General features: G+C 63.5%; 18 protein-coding genes. 14 read left to right on the top strand and 4 right to left on the bottom strand.

Annotation, left to right across the window (positions count from 1 at the left end):
- Nucleotides 1–35: 35 nt before the first annotated feature.
- Nucleotides 36–533 carry a flagellar motor protein MotB gene (locus tag EP837_RS09910; protein WP_066526957.1) on the bottom strand — a complete coding sequence of 166 codons (498 nt, stop codon included), beginning with the start codon at nucleotides 531–533 and terminating at the stop codon, nucleotides 36–38.
- Nucleotides 530–1,198, bottom strand: a complete 669-nt coding sequence (locus tag EP837_RS09905; RefSeq protein ID WP_066529140.1) for a motility protein A — start codon at nucleotides 1,196–1,198, stop codon at nucleotides 530–532. The genes EP837_RS09910 and EP837_RS09905 overlap by 4 nt, the downstream gene beginning before the upstream one ends.
- A 259-nt stretch (nucleotides 1,199–1,457) precedes the next feature.
- On the opposite strand from EP837_RS09905, the gene flgB reads away from it, so the two are divergent.
- From flgB to EP837_RS09835, 14 genes are all read left to right on the top strand, one after another.
- Nucleotides 1,458–1,826, top strand: coding sequence for a flagellar basal body rod protein FlgB (flgB, locus tag EP837_RS09900; protein WP_066526955.1), 369 nt, complete (start codon nucleotides 1,458–1,460; stop codon nucleotides 1,824–1,826).
- A gap of 2 nt (nucleotides 1,827–1,828) precedes the next feature.
- Entirely contained in the window at nucleotides 1,829–2,239 is a 411-nt protein-coding gene (gene flgC, locus EP837_RS09895; RefSeq protein WP_066526953.1) for a flagellar basal body rod protein FlgC, read from the top strand.
- Nucleotides 2,236–2,895, top strand: coding sequence for a flagellar hook assembly protein FlgD (locus tag EP837_RS09890; RefSeq protein ID WP_066526951.1), 660 nt, complete (start codon nucleotides 2,236–2,238; stop codon nucleotides 2,893–2,895). Before flgC ends, EP837_RS09890 begins: the two co-directional genes overlap by 4 nt.
- A gap of 57 nt (nucleotides 2,896–2,952) precedes the next feature.
- Nucleotides 2,953–3,801 carry a flagellar hook-basal body complex protein gene (locus tag EP837_RS09885; RefSeq protein ID WP_066526948.1) on the top strand — a complete coding sequence of 283 codons (849 nt, stop codon included), beginning with the start codon at nucleotides 2,953–2,955 and terminating at the stop codon, nucleotides 3,799–3,801.
- Between the two features lie 163 nt (nucleotides 3,802–3,964).
- Entirely contained in the window at nucleotides 3,965–4,708 is a 744-nt protein-coding gene (locus tag EP837_RS09880) for a flagellar basal body rod protein FlgF (protein WP_066526946.1), read from the top strand.
- A gap of 57 nt (nucleotides 4,709–4,765) precedes the next feature.
- Entirely contained in the window at nucleotides 4,766–5,554 is a 789-nt protein-coding gene (flgG, locus tag EP837_RS09875; RefSeq protein ID WP_066526944.1) for a flagellar basal-body rod protein FlgG, read from the top strand.
- 74 nt (nucleotides 5,555–5,628) lie between these two features.
- Nucleotides 5,629–6,276: a flagellar basal body L-ring protein FlgH gene (locus EP837_RS09870; RefSeq protein ID WP_197486345.1), complete on the top strand. Its 648-nt coding sequence runs from the start codon at nucleotides 5,629–5,631 to the stop codon at nucleotides 6,274–6,276.
- Nucleotides 6,277–6,287: 11 nt separating this feature from the next.
- Nucleotides 6,288–7,535 carry a flagellar basal body P-ring protein FlgI gene (locus EP837_RS09865; RefSeq protein ID WP_225870531.1) on the top strand — a complete coding sequence of 416 codons (1,248 nt, stop codon included), beginning with the start codon at nucleotides 6,288–6,290 and terminating at the stop codon, nucleotides 7,533–7,535.
- Complete coding sequence (locus tag EP837_RS09860; RefSeq protein WP_066526942.1) at nucleotides 7,535–7,846, top strand: rod-binding protein; 312 nt, start codon at nucleotides 7,535–7,537, stop codon at nucleotides 7,844–7,846. Before EP837_RS09865 ends, EP837_RS09860 begins: the two co-directional genes overlap by 1 nt.
- Nucleotides 7,843–9,177: a flagellar hook-associated protein FlgK gene (flgK, locus tag EP837_RS09855; RefSeq protein ID WP_066526940.1), complete on the top strand. Its 1,335-nt coding sequence runs from the start codon at nucleotides 7,843–7,845 to the stop codon at nucleotides 9,175–9,177. The genes EP837_RS09860 and flgK overlap by 4 nt, the downstream gene beginning before the upstream one ends.
- A gap of 13 nt (nucleotides 9,178–9,190) precedes the next feature.
- Nucleotides 9,191–10,036 (top strand): flagellin, encoded by an 846-nt coding sequence (locus EP837_RS09850; RefSeq protein WP_066526939.1) that lies wholly within the window; start codon nucleotides 9,191–9,193, stop codon nucleotides 10,034–10,036.
- A 197-nt stretch (nucleotides 10,037–10,233) separates the two neighbouring features.
- Nucleotides 10,234–11,097, top strand: a complete 864-nt coding sequence (gene motA, locus EP837_RS09845; protein ID WP_066526936.1) for a flagellar motor stator protein MotA — start codon at nucleotides 10,234–10,236, stop codon at nucleotides 11,095–11,097.
- A 3-nt stretch (nucleotides 11,098–11,100) separates the two neighbouring features.
- On the top strand, nucleotides 11,101–12,156 hold the full coding sequence (locus EP837_RS09840) for a flagellar motor protein MotB (RefSeq protein ID WP_066526934.1): 1,056 nt from the start codon (nucleotides 11,101–11,103) through the stop codon (nucleotides 12,154–12,156).
- A gap of 139 nt (nucleotides 12,157–12,295) precedes the next feature.
- Complete coding sequence (locus EP837_RS09835; RefSeq protein ID WP_225870530.1) at nucleotides 12,296–13,384, top strand: DUF2279 domain-containing protein; 1,089 nt, start codon at nucleotides 12,296–12,298, stop codon at nucleotides 13,382–13,384.
- Between the two features lie 497 nt (nucleotides 13,385–13,881).
- On the opposite strand, the gene EP837_RS09830 is transcribed toward EP837_RS09835, so the two are convergent.
- Both EP837_RS09830 and EP837_RS09825 read right to left on the bottom strand, forming a co-directional pair.
- Nucleotides 13,882–15,225 carry a HAMP domain-containing sensor histidine kinase gene (locus EP837_RS09830; protein ID WP_066526929.1) on the bottom strand — a complete coding sequence of 448 codons (1,344 nt, stop codon included), beginning with the start codon at nucleotides 15,223–15,225 and terminating at the stop codon, nucleotides 13,882–13,884.
- Nucleotides 15,222–15,941: a response regulator gene (locus EP837_RS09825; RefSeq protein ID WP_066526927.1), complete on the bottom strand. Its 720-nt coding sequence runs from the start codon at nucleotides 15,939–15,941 to the stop codon at nucleotides 15,222–15,224. Before EP837_RS09825 ends, EP837_RS09830 begins: the two co-directional genes overlap by 4 nt.
- Between the last annotated feature and the right edge of the window lie 53 nt (nucleotides 15,942–15,994).

Below are 15,994 nucleotides of genomic sequence, written 5' to 3'. Positions count from 1 at the left end.
CCATCCATTAAGCCCGCTTCATGCCTAATAAGTCGTTAACGGGGGCGCGCGGCGGCGCGGCCGATGCGGATGACCTGCCCCTTGCCGCTCGCGCCGTCCATCTGGTCGAGCCCGCGGATGCGCAAGCGATCGCCCCTTAACCCCTGGCCCTTCAACTCACGCGCCACCGCGCCCAGCCGCGCAGCCGCCAAGTCCCACTCGTCGAACCGCTCCCGCACGGGATCGGTCCCCTCACTGGTGAGGTCCAGCACATCCCTGCCCGGCCGCAACCCCGCCACCACCCGCGCCAGCTGCACCCTGCCCGCATCAGACAGCAGCGCTTCGCCCGGCAGGAACAGCTCCGCCGCGTGCAATTCCATGTCTTTGGCGATCGCGCGCCCGCCAAATTGCTGACGCACCTGCGCCAGCATCGCGTCCCGCTTCTGCCCGCTCGCCTGCAACAATATGAAAAAGCTGAGCAGCAGCATCAGCAGGTCGGCGAAGCTGACCGCCCAGCGATTGCGCCGGGCCTGGGATGTGATGGCCGTCATCATGCGACCTCGCGGATCGACGCCCGGCGCATCGGCACATTTTCCCGCCGAGCGATCGCCAGCATGCGCCCAGCGGCTTCCTTCTGCCAGGCGAGTTCCCGCTCCGACAGATCGGCGAGCCGCGCTGCGATGGGAGCCGCCACCAGATTAGCGATGACCACGCCATAAAGCGTCGTCAGCAGCGCCAGCGCCATGGACGGACCCAATGCCGCCGGATCATCCATCGCCGCGAACATGCCTATCAGGCCAAGGATGGTCCCGGCCATGCCCAGTGCGGGCGCAGCGTCGGCGACCGACAGCCAGACATTGCGCGCGCTTGCATGACGCCGCGCGCGATCGGCCAGCGCCTGCGCCGCCCAGCTTTCGAACTGTTCGGTCCGCTCGCTATTGGCAAGCCGCCGCGCCGCTTCCGCCAGGAAGGGGTTGGCGGTCTTCACCCGGTCCGTGCAGGCAAGCCCGCGCAATTGCGCGACCTGATCGATCTTCAGCATGGCTGCACGCGCTGCGGTCTGATCCCTGTCCGGATCGGCACGGAATAGCAGCGGCAGGGCGGCGAACGCGCTTCCTAGAGCCGATACGCCATTCTGGAACAGCGCGACTGCGCCCACACCCGCGATCATCACGACCAGGGTAAGGGGATCAAATAGCTGCGCCAATATCGCGATCATCAACAAATCCCCCATTCACCCAAAAGAGCGGCGGCAAAGCCTTGCCAGCAGGCGGCAAAATCTTGCCGTCCATGCCGTCCCGCTCACGCAACACGGGGGTTTTCCGCCATTCCTGCCTTTGCCGATGCGTCACCCACGCAAATTGGCACGGCTCTTGCGAATACCCGTTCGGATCACCCGCGGTTCACGCCTTCAGGCATCAGAACGGCGATTGAACCGCAACTTTTAGGCCCTTGGGCAAAAAGACGGAAAAGAGACAATGTCGCTGGAAGACGGATTGTTCGGGATACATGGGAAGGCGCTGGCACTTCGCTCGCAGCGCCTGTCCCTGCTCGCGTCCAACATCGCGAACGCCTCGACCCCCGGCTACAAGGCGCGGGACATCGACTTCGAGTCCGCGCTCAAGGAAGCCTCGGCTCAACAGAACAGGTCCATCGCGGACGTGTCCAAAGCCGTCGATGACAGCATGGGCTATCGCGTCCCGCTGCAGCCCAGCCTTGATGGCAACACCGTCGAACTCAGCACCGAACAGACGCTGTTCGCTGAAAACGCCGTCAAATATCGCACGACCCTCTCCTTTCTGGAGGGCCGTATCAACACCATCACTCGCGCGCTGAAGGGAGAATGAGCATGAGCGGCTCGGGTCCCATGAACGTCTTCGATATCGCCGGCCGCGCCATGAGCGCGCAGCTGGTGCGCCTCAACGCCACCGCCTCCAACATGGCGAATGCTGGCAATGTCACCGGCAGCGAGGCGGAAGCCTATCGCGCCATCAAGCCTGTATTCCAGTCGGTCACCGACAAGCCCGGCGTGTCCACGGTGAAGGTCGCCAATGTCCTCACCACCGACGCCAAACCGACCAAGCGCCACGACCCTAACCATCCGCTCGCCGACAAGAATGGCGACGTCTGGGAAGCGGCGGTGGATAGCAGCGCCGAGCTGGTCGACATGATCGAGACCGCCCGCATGTACCAGAACAATGTGCAGGTGCTGAACACCGCCAAATCCCTCATGCTCGAAACCATAAGGATCGGCAAATGAGCACGACCTCCACTGTCACCGACAGCGCGGGCCTGTCCGTCTATAATCCCTACAAGAATGTGGGAACCGGCAAGTCGGAAATGGGCCAGGCGGATTTCCTGCGCCTGCTCACCACGCAGATGCAGACGCAAGATCCGTTCGAACCCATGGATAACGCGCAGATGGTCTCGCAGATGGCGACCATCACCAACTCCAGCGGCATCGCGGAAATGAACCAGACGCTCAAGGGTCTGGCGTCCTCGCTCACCGGCTCGCGCCTTGGCGATGCGGCCAGCTGGATCGGCAAGTCGATGCTGGTCCAGAGCAACATCATCGCACCCGACGCCTACGGCCAATATACCGGCCAGGTGACGTTCAAGGATGCCACCAGCGGCGCGACCGTCGATCTGCTCGACGGCAACGGCAATGTCCTGAAGACCATAGATCTGGGCAATCAGGAAGCTGGCGACGTCAACTTCTACTGGGACGGCAAGGACGAGAGTGGGAACACCGTCGCTACGGACGCGCTCAAGATCCGCGTCAATGGCGCGTCTCCAACCCGCGTCGCCAGTTGGGCGACGATCGCCGCCGTCCAGTCACCCGCCGACGGCAGCGCCTCGAAACTCATCACCGCGCTCGGCACCTACAGCCCGTCCGACGCCCTTTCGCTCTCCTAACCTCAACCAACCCATCCTTTTCACCCCCAAAATCCTTTTCACCCAAGGAGCAACGCCATGTCCTTCTACATCTCGCTTTCCGGCCTCAAGGCCGCCCAGGCCGACCTGTCGACCATCGCCAACAACGTGTCGAACGTGAACTCGACCGCCTTCAAGAAGAGCAATGCCGTGTTCGGCGACATCTTCGCCGCCGCGCCGATGCAGACGACCACCCAGGTCGCCGGCCAGGGCGTGCGCGTGCAGGGCATCAGCCAGCAGTTCACGCAGGGCACGATCGAAACGACCGACAAGACGCTGGACCTCGCCATCACCGGCGAAGGCTTCTTCACCGTCAAGCGCGTGGGCGACAATCAGGTCAGCTTCACCCGCAACGGTGCCTTCTCGGTGGATGAAAACCGCAACGTCGTCGATACCACCGGCGCCCACCTTCAGGTGATCCCGGTCAATCCCACCACCGGCGTTCCCACCGTGACGGTCAACAACAGCCTCACTTCCGCCTCGCTGGTGGACCTCCAGGTCCCGACCAACTGGCCGGCAGGCGGCACCACCAATCAGCTGACCAGCGTCGGCGTCGGCCAGAACGGCATGATCACCGGCGTCTATGCCGACGGTTCGACCGTCTATCTGGGCGCCACGGCGATCGCCGCCTTCAACAGCCAGGAAGGTCTGCGCCAAGGCGGCGACGCCCACTGGACCTCGACTTCGGCCAGCGGCACCCCGATGTTCGGCACCGGCAATAGCGGCCTTTACGGCGCCGTCCGCTCGGGCGCGCTGGAGCGCTCCAACGTCGACATCACCGAAGAACTGGTCAGCCTGATCTCGGCCCAGCGCAACTTCCAGGCGAACTCGAAGGCGATCGAAGCGGCCAACACGCTGTCGACCACCATCGTGAATATGCGGACGTAAGTTCGATAGCCTGAACACAATCCACTGAACCAACCGTTCGTGCTGAGTAGGGGCTGAGCCTGTCGAAGCCCCGTATCGAAGCACATGTCTCCTTCGATACGCCACTTCGACAAGCTCAGTGGCTACTCAGGACGAACGGCGAGGGTTGAAAAGAAGGATACCCATGGACCGGCTCGTCAACACGGCTCTCACCGCGATGCGCGGCGCGATGGCGCGGCAGGCGGCGATTTCCAACAATCTCGCGAACGTCAACACAGTTGGCTTCCGGGCGGAAATCGCCAATGCCGAGACGCGCTGGATCAAGGGCGACGGCTTCGACACGCGGGCGCAGCAGTCCGAACAGGTGATCGCCGCCGACATGGCGCAAGGCGCGGTCACCGAAACCGGCAATCCGCTGGACGTAGCCATGAACGGCGATGCTCTGCTCGCCGTTCAGGCCGCCGACGGCAACGAAGCTTATACGCGCCGGGGCGACCTCAAGGTCAGCGACAGCGGCCTGCTGACAACCGGCGACGGCCTGCCCGTCGTGGGCGAAGGCGGCCCCATCACCCTGCCCGCCATGGACAGCATCTCCATCGCGCAGGATGGCAGCATTTGGGGCGTGCCCCAGGGCGGCGATCCCGCCAATCCACAGCAGGTGGACAAGCTGAAGCTCGTCCGTCCGGTCGGCTCCAGCATTTCCAAGGGCACAGACGGCCTCTTCCGCGAAACCAATGGCGGCGCGCTGCCGCAGGACCCGCTGGCCACCGTGACCGGCGGTTCGATCGAAGGGTCCAACGTCAACGCGACCTCGGCCCTCGTTCAGATGATCGAGGCCAGCCGGGCATGGGAAACGCAGGTCAAGCTGATCGACACCGCCAAGCAGCTGGACGACGGCGGCGCGTCGCTCATGCGGCTTGATGGTTGATTTGGCACGAACCTTGCTTTTCGTTGTGCAAGCCTAACGGCATTACGGAGTTAGACCATGAGCAACGCAGCCCTTCACGTCGCCCGCACCGGCCTTGACGCGCAGAACACGAAGATGCGCGTGATCGCCAACAATCTGGCGAACGTCAACACGACCGGCTTCAAGCGCGACCGCGCCGATTTCGAAACGCTCGCCTATCAGCAGATGATCGCGGCGGGCGCCAATTCGGACGCAGAGAACAAGTTCGCCACCGGCCTGAACCTGGGCTCGGGCGTGTCGATGCAGGGCACCAGCAAGATCAACACGCAGGGCACGCTGCAGCAGACCGGCAACGCGCTCGACATGGCGATCGAAGGTTCCGGCTTCTTCCAGGTCCAGCGTCCGGACGGCACGATCGCCTATACCCGCGCGGGCAATTTCAGCACCACGGCGGAAGGCGCCCTCGTCACCAGCGACGGCATGCCGCTCGTGCCCCAGATCACCGTGCCGCAGGGCGCGACCGGCGTCACCATCGGCAATGACGGAACTGTCACCGCGACGCTGCAGGGCCAGAGCGAACCGACGCAGCTCGGCCAGATCGAATTGGCAAGCTTCATGAACCCGGCGGGCCTGCAGCCGATCGGCGGCAACCTGCTTGCCGAAAGCGCCGCCAGCGGCACGCCCCAGGTCGGCGTTGCTGGCTTGGAGGGCCGTGGCGTCATCCGCGCGGGCAATCTGGAAACATCCAACGTCAATGTCGTCGAAGAACTGGTCGATATGATCGAAACCCAGCGCGCCTATGAGGTCAATTCCAAGATGATCAAGGCGACCGACGAAATGCTCCAGTACGTCAACCAGCAGCTGTGAGGTTGACGATGATCGCGCCCCATACTCCGTTCGGGCTGAGCTTGTCGAAGCCCCTCCCTGCCATCTTCTTTGGCATGGGGCTCATCGCCCTCACCGCCACCCCGGCAATGGCCGGCAAAAAGCGCGATGCCGAGCGGCAATTTTATGCCCCCACCGTTATTGCCGCCCCTGCCGCTCCGCAAGCGAACGGTTCGATCTTCCAGGCGTCCATGGGCTACACCCCCCTCACCAGCGGCGCGCGCGCGCAGAGCGTCGGCGACATCATCACCATCGTCCTGGTCGAACGCACGCAGGCGACGAAGAGCAACAGCGCGGACACCAACCGCAGCGGCAGCATCGGCCTGACGCCGCCCTCGACCGGCCCGCTGTCCAAGCTCTTCTCCGCCAGCGACATTGCCGCGAGCGGCGAGCAAGGCTTTACCGGCAAGGGCAACGCTACTCAGTCCAACGCGCTCTCCGGCGAGATCACCGTGACGATCGCGGCGGTCTATCCCAACGGCACGATGCTGGTGAGGGGCGAAAAGGCCCTGACGCTCAACCGCGGCGACGAGTTCATCCAGATCAGCGGCCTCGTCCGCCAGGCCGACATCAGCCCGGACAACCGCATCGCATCGACCCGCGTGGCCGACGCCAAGATCATCTACACCGGCAAGGGCGAAATCGCCCGCGCAAGCCGCCAGGGCTGGCTGCAGCGCTTCTTCTCGATGATCAGCCCCTTCTGATGGAGATTGCCATGAACATCTTCAATCGCATCTCCCAGATCCGCCCCTTCAAGGGGAGGGGGACCGCCGCGAAGCGGTGGTGGAGGGGTAGCGCCCTCTCGACGGGGCATACACCCCTCCGTCAGCGCTTCGCGCCGCCAGCTCCCCTTGCAGCGGCGGATTTTGCACGCCGCGCGGTTCTCGCCGTCGCGGCCCTCCTCGCCTTCGCCTCTCCTGCCCATGCCGAGCGGATCAAGGACCTCGGCACCTTCCAGGGCGTGCGTCCCAACCAGCTGACCGGCTATGGCATCGTCGTGGGCCTCGCTGGCACCGGCGACGACAGCCTCGACTATGCGACGCAGGGCATGAAGGGCGTCGTTTCGCGCTTCGGCCTCACGCTGCCGCAGGGGATCAACCCCGCGCTCAAGAACGCCGCCGCCGTGCTGGTGACGGCCGACCTTCCCGCTTTCTCCAAGCCCGGCCAGCGGCTCGACGTCACCGTCTCCGCGCTCGGCAAGGCCAAGTCGCTGCGCGGCGGCACGCTGATCATGACGCCGCTGCGCGGCGCGGATAACGAGATTTACGCCATGTCGCAGGGCAATCTGGCCGTAGGCGGCCTCGGCGTTTCCGGGGCGGACGGCAGCCAGGTGTCGGTCAACATCCCGTCCGCGGGCCGCATCCCCGGTGGTGCCACGGTCGAGCGCGCGGTCGCCACCGGCTTCGACACTGCGCCCACCCTCACTTTCAACCTCGCAGAGGCCGACCTCACGACCGCCCTGCGCGTGGCAGACGGCATCAACCGCACCTTTGGCGACCAGCGCGCCCGCGCCACGGACGCCGTTTCGGTGAACATCACCGCCGCGCCCGGCGCGACCGATCGCATCATGATGATGGGCATGATCGAGAATATCGAGATCAAGCCCGCCGATGCTCCGGCAAAGGTCATCGTCAACGCCCGCACCGGCACCGTGGTCATCAACGGCGCGGTCAAGATCCATCCGGCCGCCGTCGCGCACGGCAAATTGACCGTCAGCGTCAACGAATCCCCGCGCGTGGTCCAGCCCGCCCCCTTCTCGCAAGGCCGCACCGCGATGGAGCCATCCAGCTCGATTTCGATCGAGCAGGAAAAGAAACCAATGGTTAATTTTAAAGGTGGAGCCTCTTTGGCCGATATAGTCAAAGCGGTGAACGCCATCGGGGCGTCTCCCGCCGACATGGTCGCGATCCTCGAAGCCTTGAAGCAGGCAGGCGCGATGAAGGCTGAATTGGTGGTGTTGTGATGCAGATCAACTCGGTTTCCCTGGGCGCGCAGCCCACCGCATCGCCGGAAAAGGCGCAACTGGAAAAGGTCGCCAAACAGTTCGAGGCGATCTTCCTGCGCCAGATGATCGGCACCATGCGCCAATCCGGCGGCGGCGAAGGCGTCTTCGATTCCAGCGCGACCGATCAGTTCCGCGACATGTCCGACGCGCGCACCGCCGACACCATGGCTGAAAAAGGCGCGCTCGGCATCGCGGAGATGCTGCTGCGCCAATATGAAAGCCGCACGCCTGCCGCGCCCGCCGCTCCCGCGCCGGGCAAGAGCGCATGAGCGATCTCTTCATCATCGGCGCGTCGGGCACGCGCGCTTATCGGCAAGCGATGGCGGCGATTTCCGAGAATATCGCCAATGCCAGCACCGACGGCTATTCGCGCCGGTCCTTGACCACCGTAGAATCCGGTTCGTCCACCGCCACGATGGCGACCTATATCTCGCGCGCGAATTTCGGCGGCACCGAAGTATCGGGCGTCGTCCGCGCCGCCGATCCCTATCTGGACGCAACGGTTCGCTATACCGGCATGGCGCTCAGCAGTTCGACGGCGCGCCTGCGCTGGATGAGCGATATCGAAGGCGCGCTCAACGATACGGATACCGGCATCGGCAAGCTGATGACGGGCATGTTCCAGAATATCGACAAGCTCGCGGCCAGCCCCAACGACCGTTCGCTGCGCGTCACGACGCTGGACAGCATCAGCCGCGTCGCCGAAGCCTTTCAGCGCACCTCGGCCGATCTCGCCCAGGTCTCCGCGGGCATCGGCACGGAAGCGCAGGCGTCGGTCGAAACCATCAATCGCTCGCTCTCGCAGCTTGCCAATATCAACAACAGCCTGCTGCGCTCGCAGCCGGGCACCTCCGCCTATGCTCAGCTGCTCGACAGCCGGGACGCTGCGCTCAACACGCTGTCGGCCAATCTCAATGTCGATATCAGCTTCGGCGCGCATGATCAGGCGCAGATCAGCTTCAACGGCCAGAGCCTGGTCCAGGGCAATGCGGCGACGACCGTTGCCCTGACCGTCAACGCCAACGGCACGCTGGCGCTGGCCACCAGCGGCGGCACCGCCCTTACCGCGCCTGCCAACGGCACGTTGGGCGGCCTGTTTTCCGCCGCCTCCACCACGGCGCAGCGCCGCACTAGCCTCGACACATTGGCGCAGCAGTTCGTCACGGACATGAACGCCTGGCATGCACAGGGCCGCACCGACGCCAATGCGGCGGGCGGCGCGCTCCTGTCCGGCACGAGCGCCGCAAGCGTCACAGCGCTGATCACCGATCCTGCCGCGCTGGCGACCAAATCGGCGGACGGCACGCTCAACGGCAATCTGCTGACCGCCAGCACCGTACTGCGCGGCAATGGCAGCGTCGAACAGGGCTGGACGTCGCTGATCGCCACTCAGGGCAATCTGCTGGCTTCCGTGAAGGCCGAGCAATCCACCGCGCAGAGCCGCAGCGACCAGGCGATCGCCGCTCGCGAGGCCGTCAGTGGCGTCGATCTCGACATGGAAGCCGCCGAGCTTCTCCGCTTGCAGCAGGCTTATTCGGGTTCGGCGAAAATATTGCAGATCGCCAAGGAAACCGTCGATGCGATCCTGCAGATCATCTGAAAAGGGCTGACCCATGGTAGGCATCACCAACAAGACGCTGATCGCCGAAATCCGCCGGCAGCAGCAGCTTTCGCAAAGCATCGTCGAGGGGCAGACCGCCATTTCGACCGGCATCACGCTGAACAAGCCTTCCGACAATGCGCTCGCCTGGGTGCAGGTGTCGGAAATCGGCAAGGCGCAGGCGCAGCAATCCTCCTGGCAGGCCAATGTCAGCTATGGCGCAAGCCGCGCCGCCAACGCCGAAGCCAATCTGGAGCAGGTCAACACCCTGCTGGTCCGCGCCCAGGAACTTGTGACCTCCGCGCGCAACGGGTCGCTGAACGATTCGAACCGCACGGCGATCGTTGAGGAAATGAGCACGATCCGCGCGACCGTCGCATCGCTGCTGAACCAGACCGACTATCAGGGCGTGCCGGTATTCGACGACACGCAGAGCGTGCTGGTCCCGGTCAGCCGCGGGCTCAATCTCGCGGTGGTCGGCACCCGTCAGGAAGTGTCCGAAGGCATCGACGTCGGCGGCACGCCCATGTCGATCGACGATATTCTGGGCCAGGGTCTTACCGCCCTGCAGAGCGGCACCGACGCCGACCTTGTCACCGCCCTTGGCAGCATCAAGATCGGTCAGGCCCATGTCGCCATCGAACAGGCCAAGCAGGGCGTGCGCGGCGACCGGCTCGATGTGATCGGCGAGCGGCTGACGACCATCGATCTGGACCTGACGGAGCGCCGACAGGACCTCGAATCGACCGATCTTTCCGAAGTCATCTCTTCCGTGAAGAGCAAGCTGCTCCAGCTCGAAGCCGCCCAATCGGCTTTCGCGCGCATCAACCAGCAGACCTTGTTCGATCTGATCCGGTAAGTCCGGGGTTCAAGCGATCTTATTTCCTCCCTTCGTGTGGAGCGAAACGGGGGGAACCTCCTCCCAATAAACCGAAAACGACGAAAAAATCGCTCGTCCTAAACCTCGCGCTAACCATTCCACATTAACCATCTGACGAAAGCGTCGCGCCGGCGCTGTCGAATGAATGCCCACGGGCGGAATTTTCGGGGATACACATGTTCGCAATCATTGGCCTCGTCGTGCTGCTCGCCATGGTTTTCGGCGGCTTCATCTTCACGGGCGGCGACATCGGCCCCGTTCTTCACGCCTTGCCCCATGAAATGATCATCATCGGCGGCGCGGCGGTCGGCGCGCTCATCATCGGAAACTCCGGCGCGGACCTCAAGGCGCTCGGCGGCGGCCTGGGCAAGGTGTTCAAGGGTCCCAAATATAAGAAGCAGGACTTTCTCGACTGCATCTTCCTCGTCTCGCGCCTCATGAAGACGCTGCGTGTCGAAGGTCCGGTGGCGCTGGAGCCCCATATCGAGGACCCGGCCAGCTCGACCATCTTCTCCGAATATCCGCGCCTGATGGGCGACAAGACGCTGATCCACCTGATCAGCGATACGCTGCGTCTGGTCGTCGTCTCCTCCGGCACGCTCGATCCGCACGCGGTCGAAGAGGTCATGGATAACGCCCTCAAGACGCATCATCACGAATCGCTGAAGCCCGCCGACAACCTCCAGGGCCTTGCCGACGCCCTTCCCGCGCTCGGCATCGTCGCGGCGGTTCTGGGCGTCGTGAAGACCATGGGCTCGATCGACCAGCCGCCCGCGATCCTGGGCGGCATGATCGGATCGGCGCTGGTCGGCACCTTCCTGGGCGTGCTGCTCGCCTATGGAATGGTCAATCCCTTCGCCAATCGCTGCCGCGCGGTGATCGAGGCCGACGGGTCGATGTACCATGTCGTCAAGCAGATCATCATCGCATCGCTACACGGCCACCCGCAGCCGCTCGTCATCGAAGCCGCGCGCTCCAGCCTCACCCATGCGAATCAGCCGGCCTTCGCCGAAGTCTTCGACGGTATGCGGGGCAAATAAGCCATGTCGGACAAGAAGCGCGGCGCGAACGAGCCCGAACCCCGGCCGATCATCGTCAAGAAGATCATCGTCGAAGGGCATGGCGGCCATCATGGCGGCGCGTGGAAGGTCGCCTATGCCGACTTCGTGACGGCAATGATGGCCTTCTTCCTGCTGATGTGGCTGTTGGGTGCGACCACCGAAAAGCAGCGCAAGGGCCTGGCCGACTATTTCACGCCGACGCTGGTCGAACTGAAGATGGCTTCGGCCGGTTCAAGCGGCCTGTTCGGCGGCGACTCAATGGTCAGCAAGGAAAATTACCCGACGACCGGCGGTCAGGGCAATCTCGCCATCACCATTCCGCGCGACGCCACCGGAACGAAGGACCAGGGCGGCAAGGCCACCCGCGCCGCCGACCGCGCCAAGTTCGAGGCGGTGAAGAAGGAATTGGAAGCGCGCATGGCCCGCAAGAAGGGCATGGACAAGCTGCGCCGCAACGTCCGCTTCACCGAAACGCGCGAAGGACTGCGCATCGACCTCATCGACGAGGCCAATTTCGCCATGTTCGCGATGGGCACCGACCGGCTGCTGCCCCAGGCCCGCGACCTGGTAAGCGAAGTGGCTGGCGTCGTGCGCGGCATGCCCAATCCGCTGATCGTGCGCGGCCATACCGATGGCCTGCCCTACAGCTCTGGTCAGAGCATGAACAATTGGATGCTTTCCTCCGCCCGCGCCGAAGCCACGCGCAAGACGCTGGCGGCCAGCGGCATCGGCAATGATCGTTTTGCCCGGATCGAAGGCGTCGCCGACCGCGAGCCCTTCGCCAAGGGCAATGCCTATGACCCGCGCAACCGGCGCATGTCGATCATCCTCGGCTGGAGCCAGGGCGGCAGCAGCGGCGGCGAGGAGCCGGGCGTGGATGAGGAAACCAAGGCCGCGATCCGCGAGCGCGACGATCCGGCCCGCGTCGCCCGCGTCGAAGCGACCAGGATCGACATGGGCGGCACCGGCCTCCCCGCCGGCGTGCAACTGCTAAACCCCACAGCGCCAGGCACATCGAGCAAGCCGGGCAAGCATTGACGGGGCCGCGGAGTTGGGCGGCTCGCAGCCCTCCATCCCGATCGCCTTGAGCTTCAATTCCGTTTCTACCTCCTCTTCGCTCTTGCGACACTCTTGGATGCGGTCGATACGATTATCTAAGGTTGCAGGAGGGGGGATCATGCGCACAATGATTGCCTTGGGGGGTGTCGTCTTACTTACGACTATTTCGTCTGCACATGCCGCTCTCGCTGACCCTCTTTCCACGGACCTTGGCGGCATATCGGACGAAAATGCTGCGCTTTTTGATTTAGCTACATACCGTTCAAAATCGCCACCCGCAGTGATCGCGGATCCGACTGCTTCAGATCCAATCCAAGCTTGGCAGACGCATCAGGCGTTCACCGCGTCTGAGCCAGTCCCGCTCGCTTGGGCCCTCATGTCCCCGACTGCTGCCTTTGCGGAGAATGTCGAGGAACGGACAATCGATACTGAACGGCGACGGGAATATCGATCTTTAGGTAGCCGTATGGGTGCAGCCAAGTGGGAAGCGCTTGGAATCATGGCGTACACGACCACGATCCAGACACAGCTTACAAATCTCAACACCGGCTTTCACTTTCACGATGAAGGATGGTTCGGAAGGGACACAGCCAATCTGGGCATCGATAAGTTGACGCACGCGTTCAACGGTTATCTGTTTTCGGAATTTTTGGGATGGCGCATAGCGCGCAAAACGGGTGATCGCGCGCGTGCGGCAGTGCCCGCGGCGATGATGGGTTTCGGACTCCAGCTATACGGTGAGATGTTTGACGCCTTCAAGACCAGTAGCGGCTTTTCTGTACAGGACGTCGTCTTCAACGGATTGGGTGCAAGCCTCTCGGCAGTGAGGCATATTGTGCCTGGTCTCGCAAGTAAACTCGACTTCCGCCTGATGCTCATGCCCAATAAAAGGGGTTTTTCGCGCAGTGGCAAAAAGCATTATGAGCAGCAGCGCTTCCTGCTGTCGCTGGAGCTCGCTGGCTTCAAGACGTTGGAAAACAGTCCGCTGCGATTTGTAGAAATACAAGTGGGCTATCGCGGCAAGAACTTTTCGAACCGCGACCGCGCGATGGGCATCAAGCCCGATCGTGACATTTTCTTCGGTGTTGCGCTCAATCTCAAGGAAATTTTCTTCAAGAACAGTCGTTCCTTTGCCGGCCGGGCGATCGGTGCAGGTCTCGATTATTTTCAGATACCTTACACGGCTACTCATGCATTTGACGACTGACGCAGCTGATGACACCGCGCCACTCGTCGTTGTTCCACTATGCCCCGTTCCAGACCGATGGGGGTGAATCTTTAGGGGAGCCACGCCTCCGTGCGAACGTCCTCAATCAGCAAGCGTCTACATATGCAGGAGAGGCGACTTTTGGTCGCTAACCGAAAAACTCTACCGTCATGCCGGCCTTGAGCCGGCATCCCGCTTCTTCTAATCAGCAAAGTTAAGCGGACCCCGCATCGAGTCCGGGTGACGAAGAACCGGCGACCCGTTAGCCGAAATCGCGCGACCAATTGTAACCTCCAGGCCACAACCGACGCAAAAACCATCCTATTTTCCGTCGTGACTCCGCTTTTCGCTGTCCTACATTCCTTCGGCCTGCCTACTCCGGCCCGTCTTTGAAATGTCCAACCTGCTTTCCACGACGCCTACGCGCGGTCGCGCACGCGCGCGCATATGGTGTGAACTTCGACCGAAAATGGCCGTTTTCCGGCATCTCCCAACCGTCAAACCGGCAGCAGCAGGCTCGCCTCCAGCCCCCCGCCAGCCCGGTTGACCAGCTTCAGCGCGCCGCCATGCTCCGCCATGATCGCGCGGACCAGCGCCAGCCCGAGGCCCGCGCCGCCCGTCTCCCGATTGCGGGACCCTTCCAGCCGGGTGAAGGGCTCCATCATCTCTTCCATCCGCTCTTCGGCGATGCCCGGTCCTTCATCCGCGACGATCAGCCGGATCGCGCCGTCCTCGCGGGCCACGGAAACATGCGCGCGATCGCCATAGACGATCGCATTTTCGATCAGGTTGCGCAGCGCGCGGCGGATCTGCTGCGGCCTTACCGACGCCACCGCACGCTCACTATCCGCCATCTCTGCGGGCGATCCGAGTTCGATGAAATCCTCCACCACCGCATCGGCCAGCGCTGCGATATCCACTTTCTGCGCCGCCTCGCTGCTCCGCCCTGCCCGCGCCAGCGAGAGGATATCCTCCAGCATCCGATTCATCTCGTCGATCGTCTGCGAAATGCGTGCGCGCTCGCCGTCATCCTCGACCGATTCTGCACGCACCCGCAGCGACGCCAGCGGCGTGCGCAGGTCATGGCCGATCGCGCCCAGCATGCGGTCCTTTTCATCCAACATCACGATAATGCGGCTGCGCATCGCGTTGAAGGCAGTAGTCAGGTCGCGTACATCGCCCGGCCCCCGCTCCTCAACCGCATCGGCCGATCCCGTCCGCGCAAATTGCTGCGCCGATCGGGTCAGCTGCCCCAGCGGCCGCGCCAGCCTGCGCCCCACCCACAACAGCGGCAGAAGCACGATCGCATAGAGGATCAGCGTCTGCGCGATCAGCCAGCCGCCAAAGCGCGGCGGCCGGTCGCCCATGCGCGATTGCGCCACGACCCATTTGCCCGGCTGATATTGCGCGGCCATCGTCAGCCTTCTGCCCCTGGGTCCACGCGGGTCGTCCAGCGACCGCATGCGGGCCCGTTCCCACCGGCGCATCGGCACGGTCTGGCTCTGCTCCACAACCTGCACCGAAAGAACGGGGATGCCGATATCGGCAAACATCGCCAGGGCCCGCCGCTCGATCTCAGGCCGCCTGTCGCCCTTCAGCACCGGCGGCGCATTGAAAAAGCGCGCTCTTGGCGGGCGGTTGCCTGCGGGCGGCTCTCCCCGGTTGTCCAGCGCATCGACGATGCGATAGACGCCCGGCGCCGTCTGCGCCGTCAGCGTCAGCCGGTTGCGCTCCTGCAGCAATAGGCCGAAATTGATCGCCTGCGCCACGAACAGAGCAATCGCGACCAGCATGATGATCTGGCCGACCAGGCTTTGGGGCCAAAGGCGAAACCGCCTCACAGCTTTCTCACATCCGCGGACAGCGTATAGCCTCCACCCCACACCGTCTTGATCAGCGTCGGGCTCTTCGGGTCCGGTTCGATCTTCTTGCGCAACCGGCTGATCTGGTTGTCGATCGCCCGGTCGAACGCATTGGCCTCCCGCCCCTGGGTGATGTCGAGCAGCTGGTCGCGGCTCAACACCTGGTTCGGCCGCGTCGCAAAGGCCATCATCAGATTATATTCGGCCGTGGACAGCGGCAGCACCACGCCTTCCTGATCCACCAGCACCCGCTCCTGCGTTTTCAGGAGCCAGCCGGCGAAGGCGTAGGTCGCACCATCCGGAGCCGTCACGCGCTGGCCGCCCGTCGCCACCCGGCGGAAGATCACCTTGATCCGCGCCACCAGCTCGCGCGGGGAAAAGGGCTTCAGCACATAATCGTCCGCCCCCATCTCCAGCCCCACGATCCGGTCCGTCTCCTCGGACTTGGCGGTGAGCAGGATCACCGGGATTTCGCTGGTCTCGCGGATGTGACGGCACAGCGACAGCCCATCCTCGCCCGGCATCATGATGTCCAGGATCACGAGGTCGATCGCATTGGCGTTGAGCCGCATCCGCGCCTCGGCCGCACTTTCGACCGCAGTCACGCGAAAGCCGTTGCGCGAGAGATATTGCGCCAGCGGCTCGCGGATCGAACGCTCATCATCGACGAGCAGCAGATGGGGTTTTTCACTCATAAAGGATATCTGTCACGACTATCAGCAGCTTGGAAGGGTGAAGGACATGTCCC

It is taken from the genome of Sphingobium sp. EP60837 (assembly GCF_001658005.1).
In the GTDB taxonomy this organism is placed as follows: Bacteria; Pseudomonadota; Alphaproteobacteria; order Sphingomonadales; family Sphingomonadaceae; genus Sphingobium; species Sphingobium tyrosinilyticum.
This window is presented reverse-complemented; position numbering and strand designations above follow the sequence as displayed.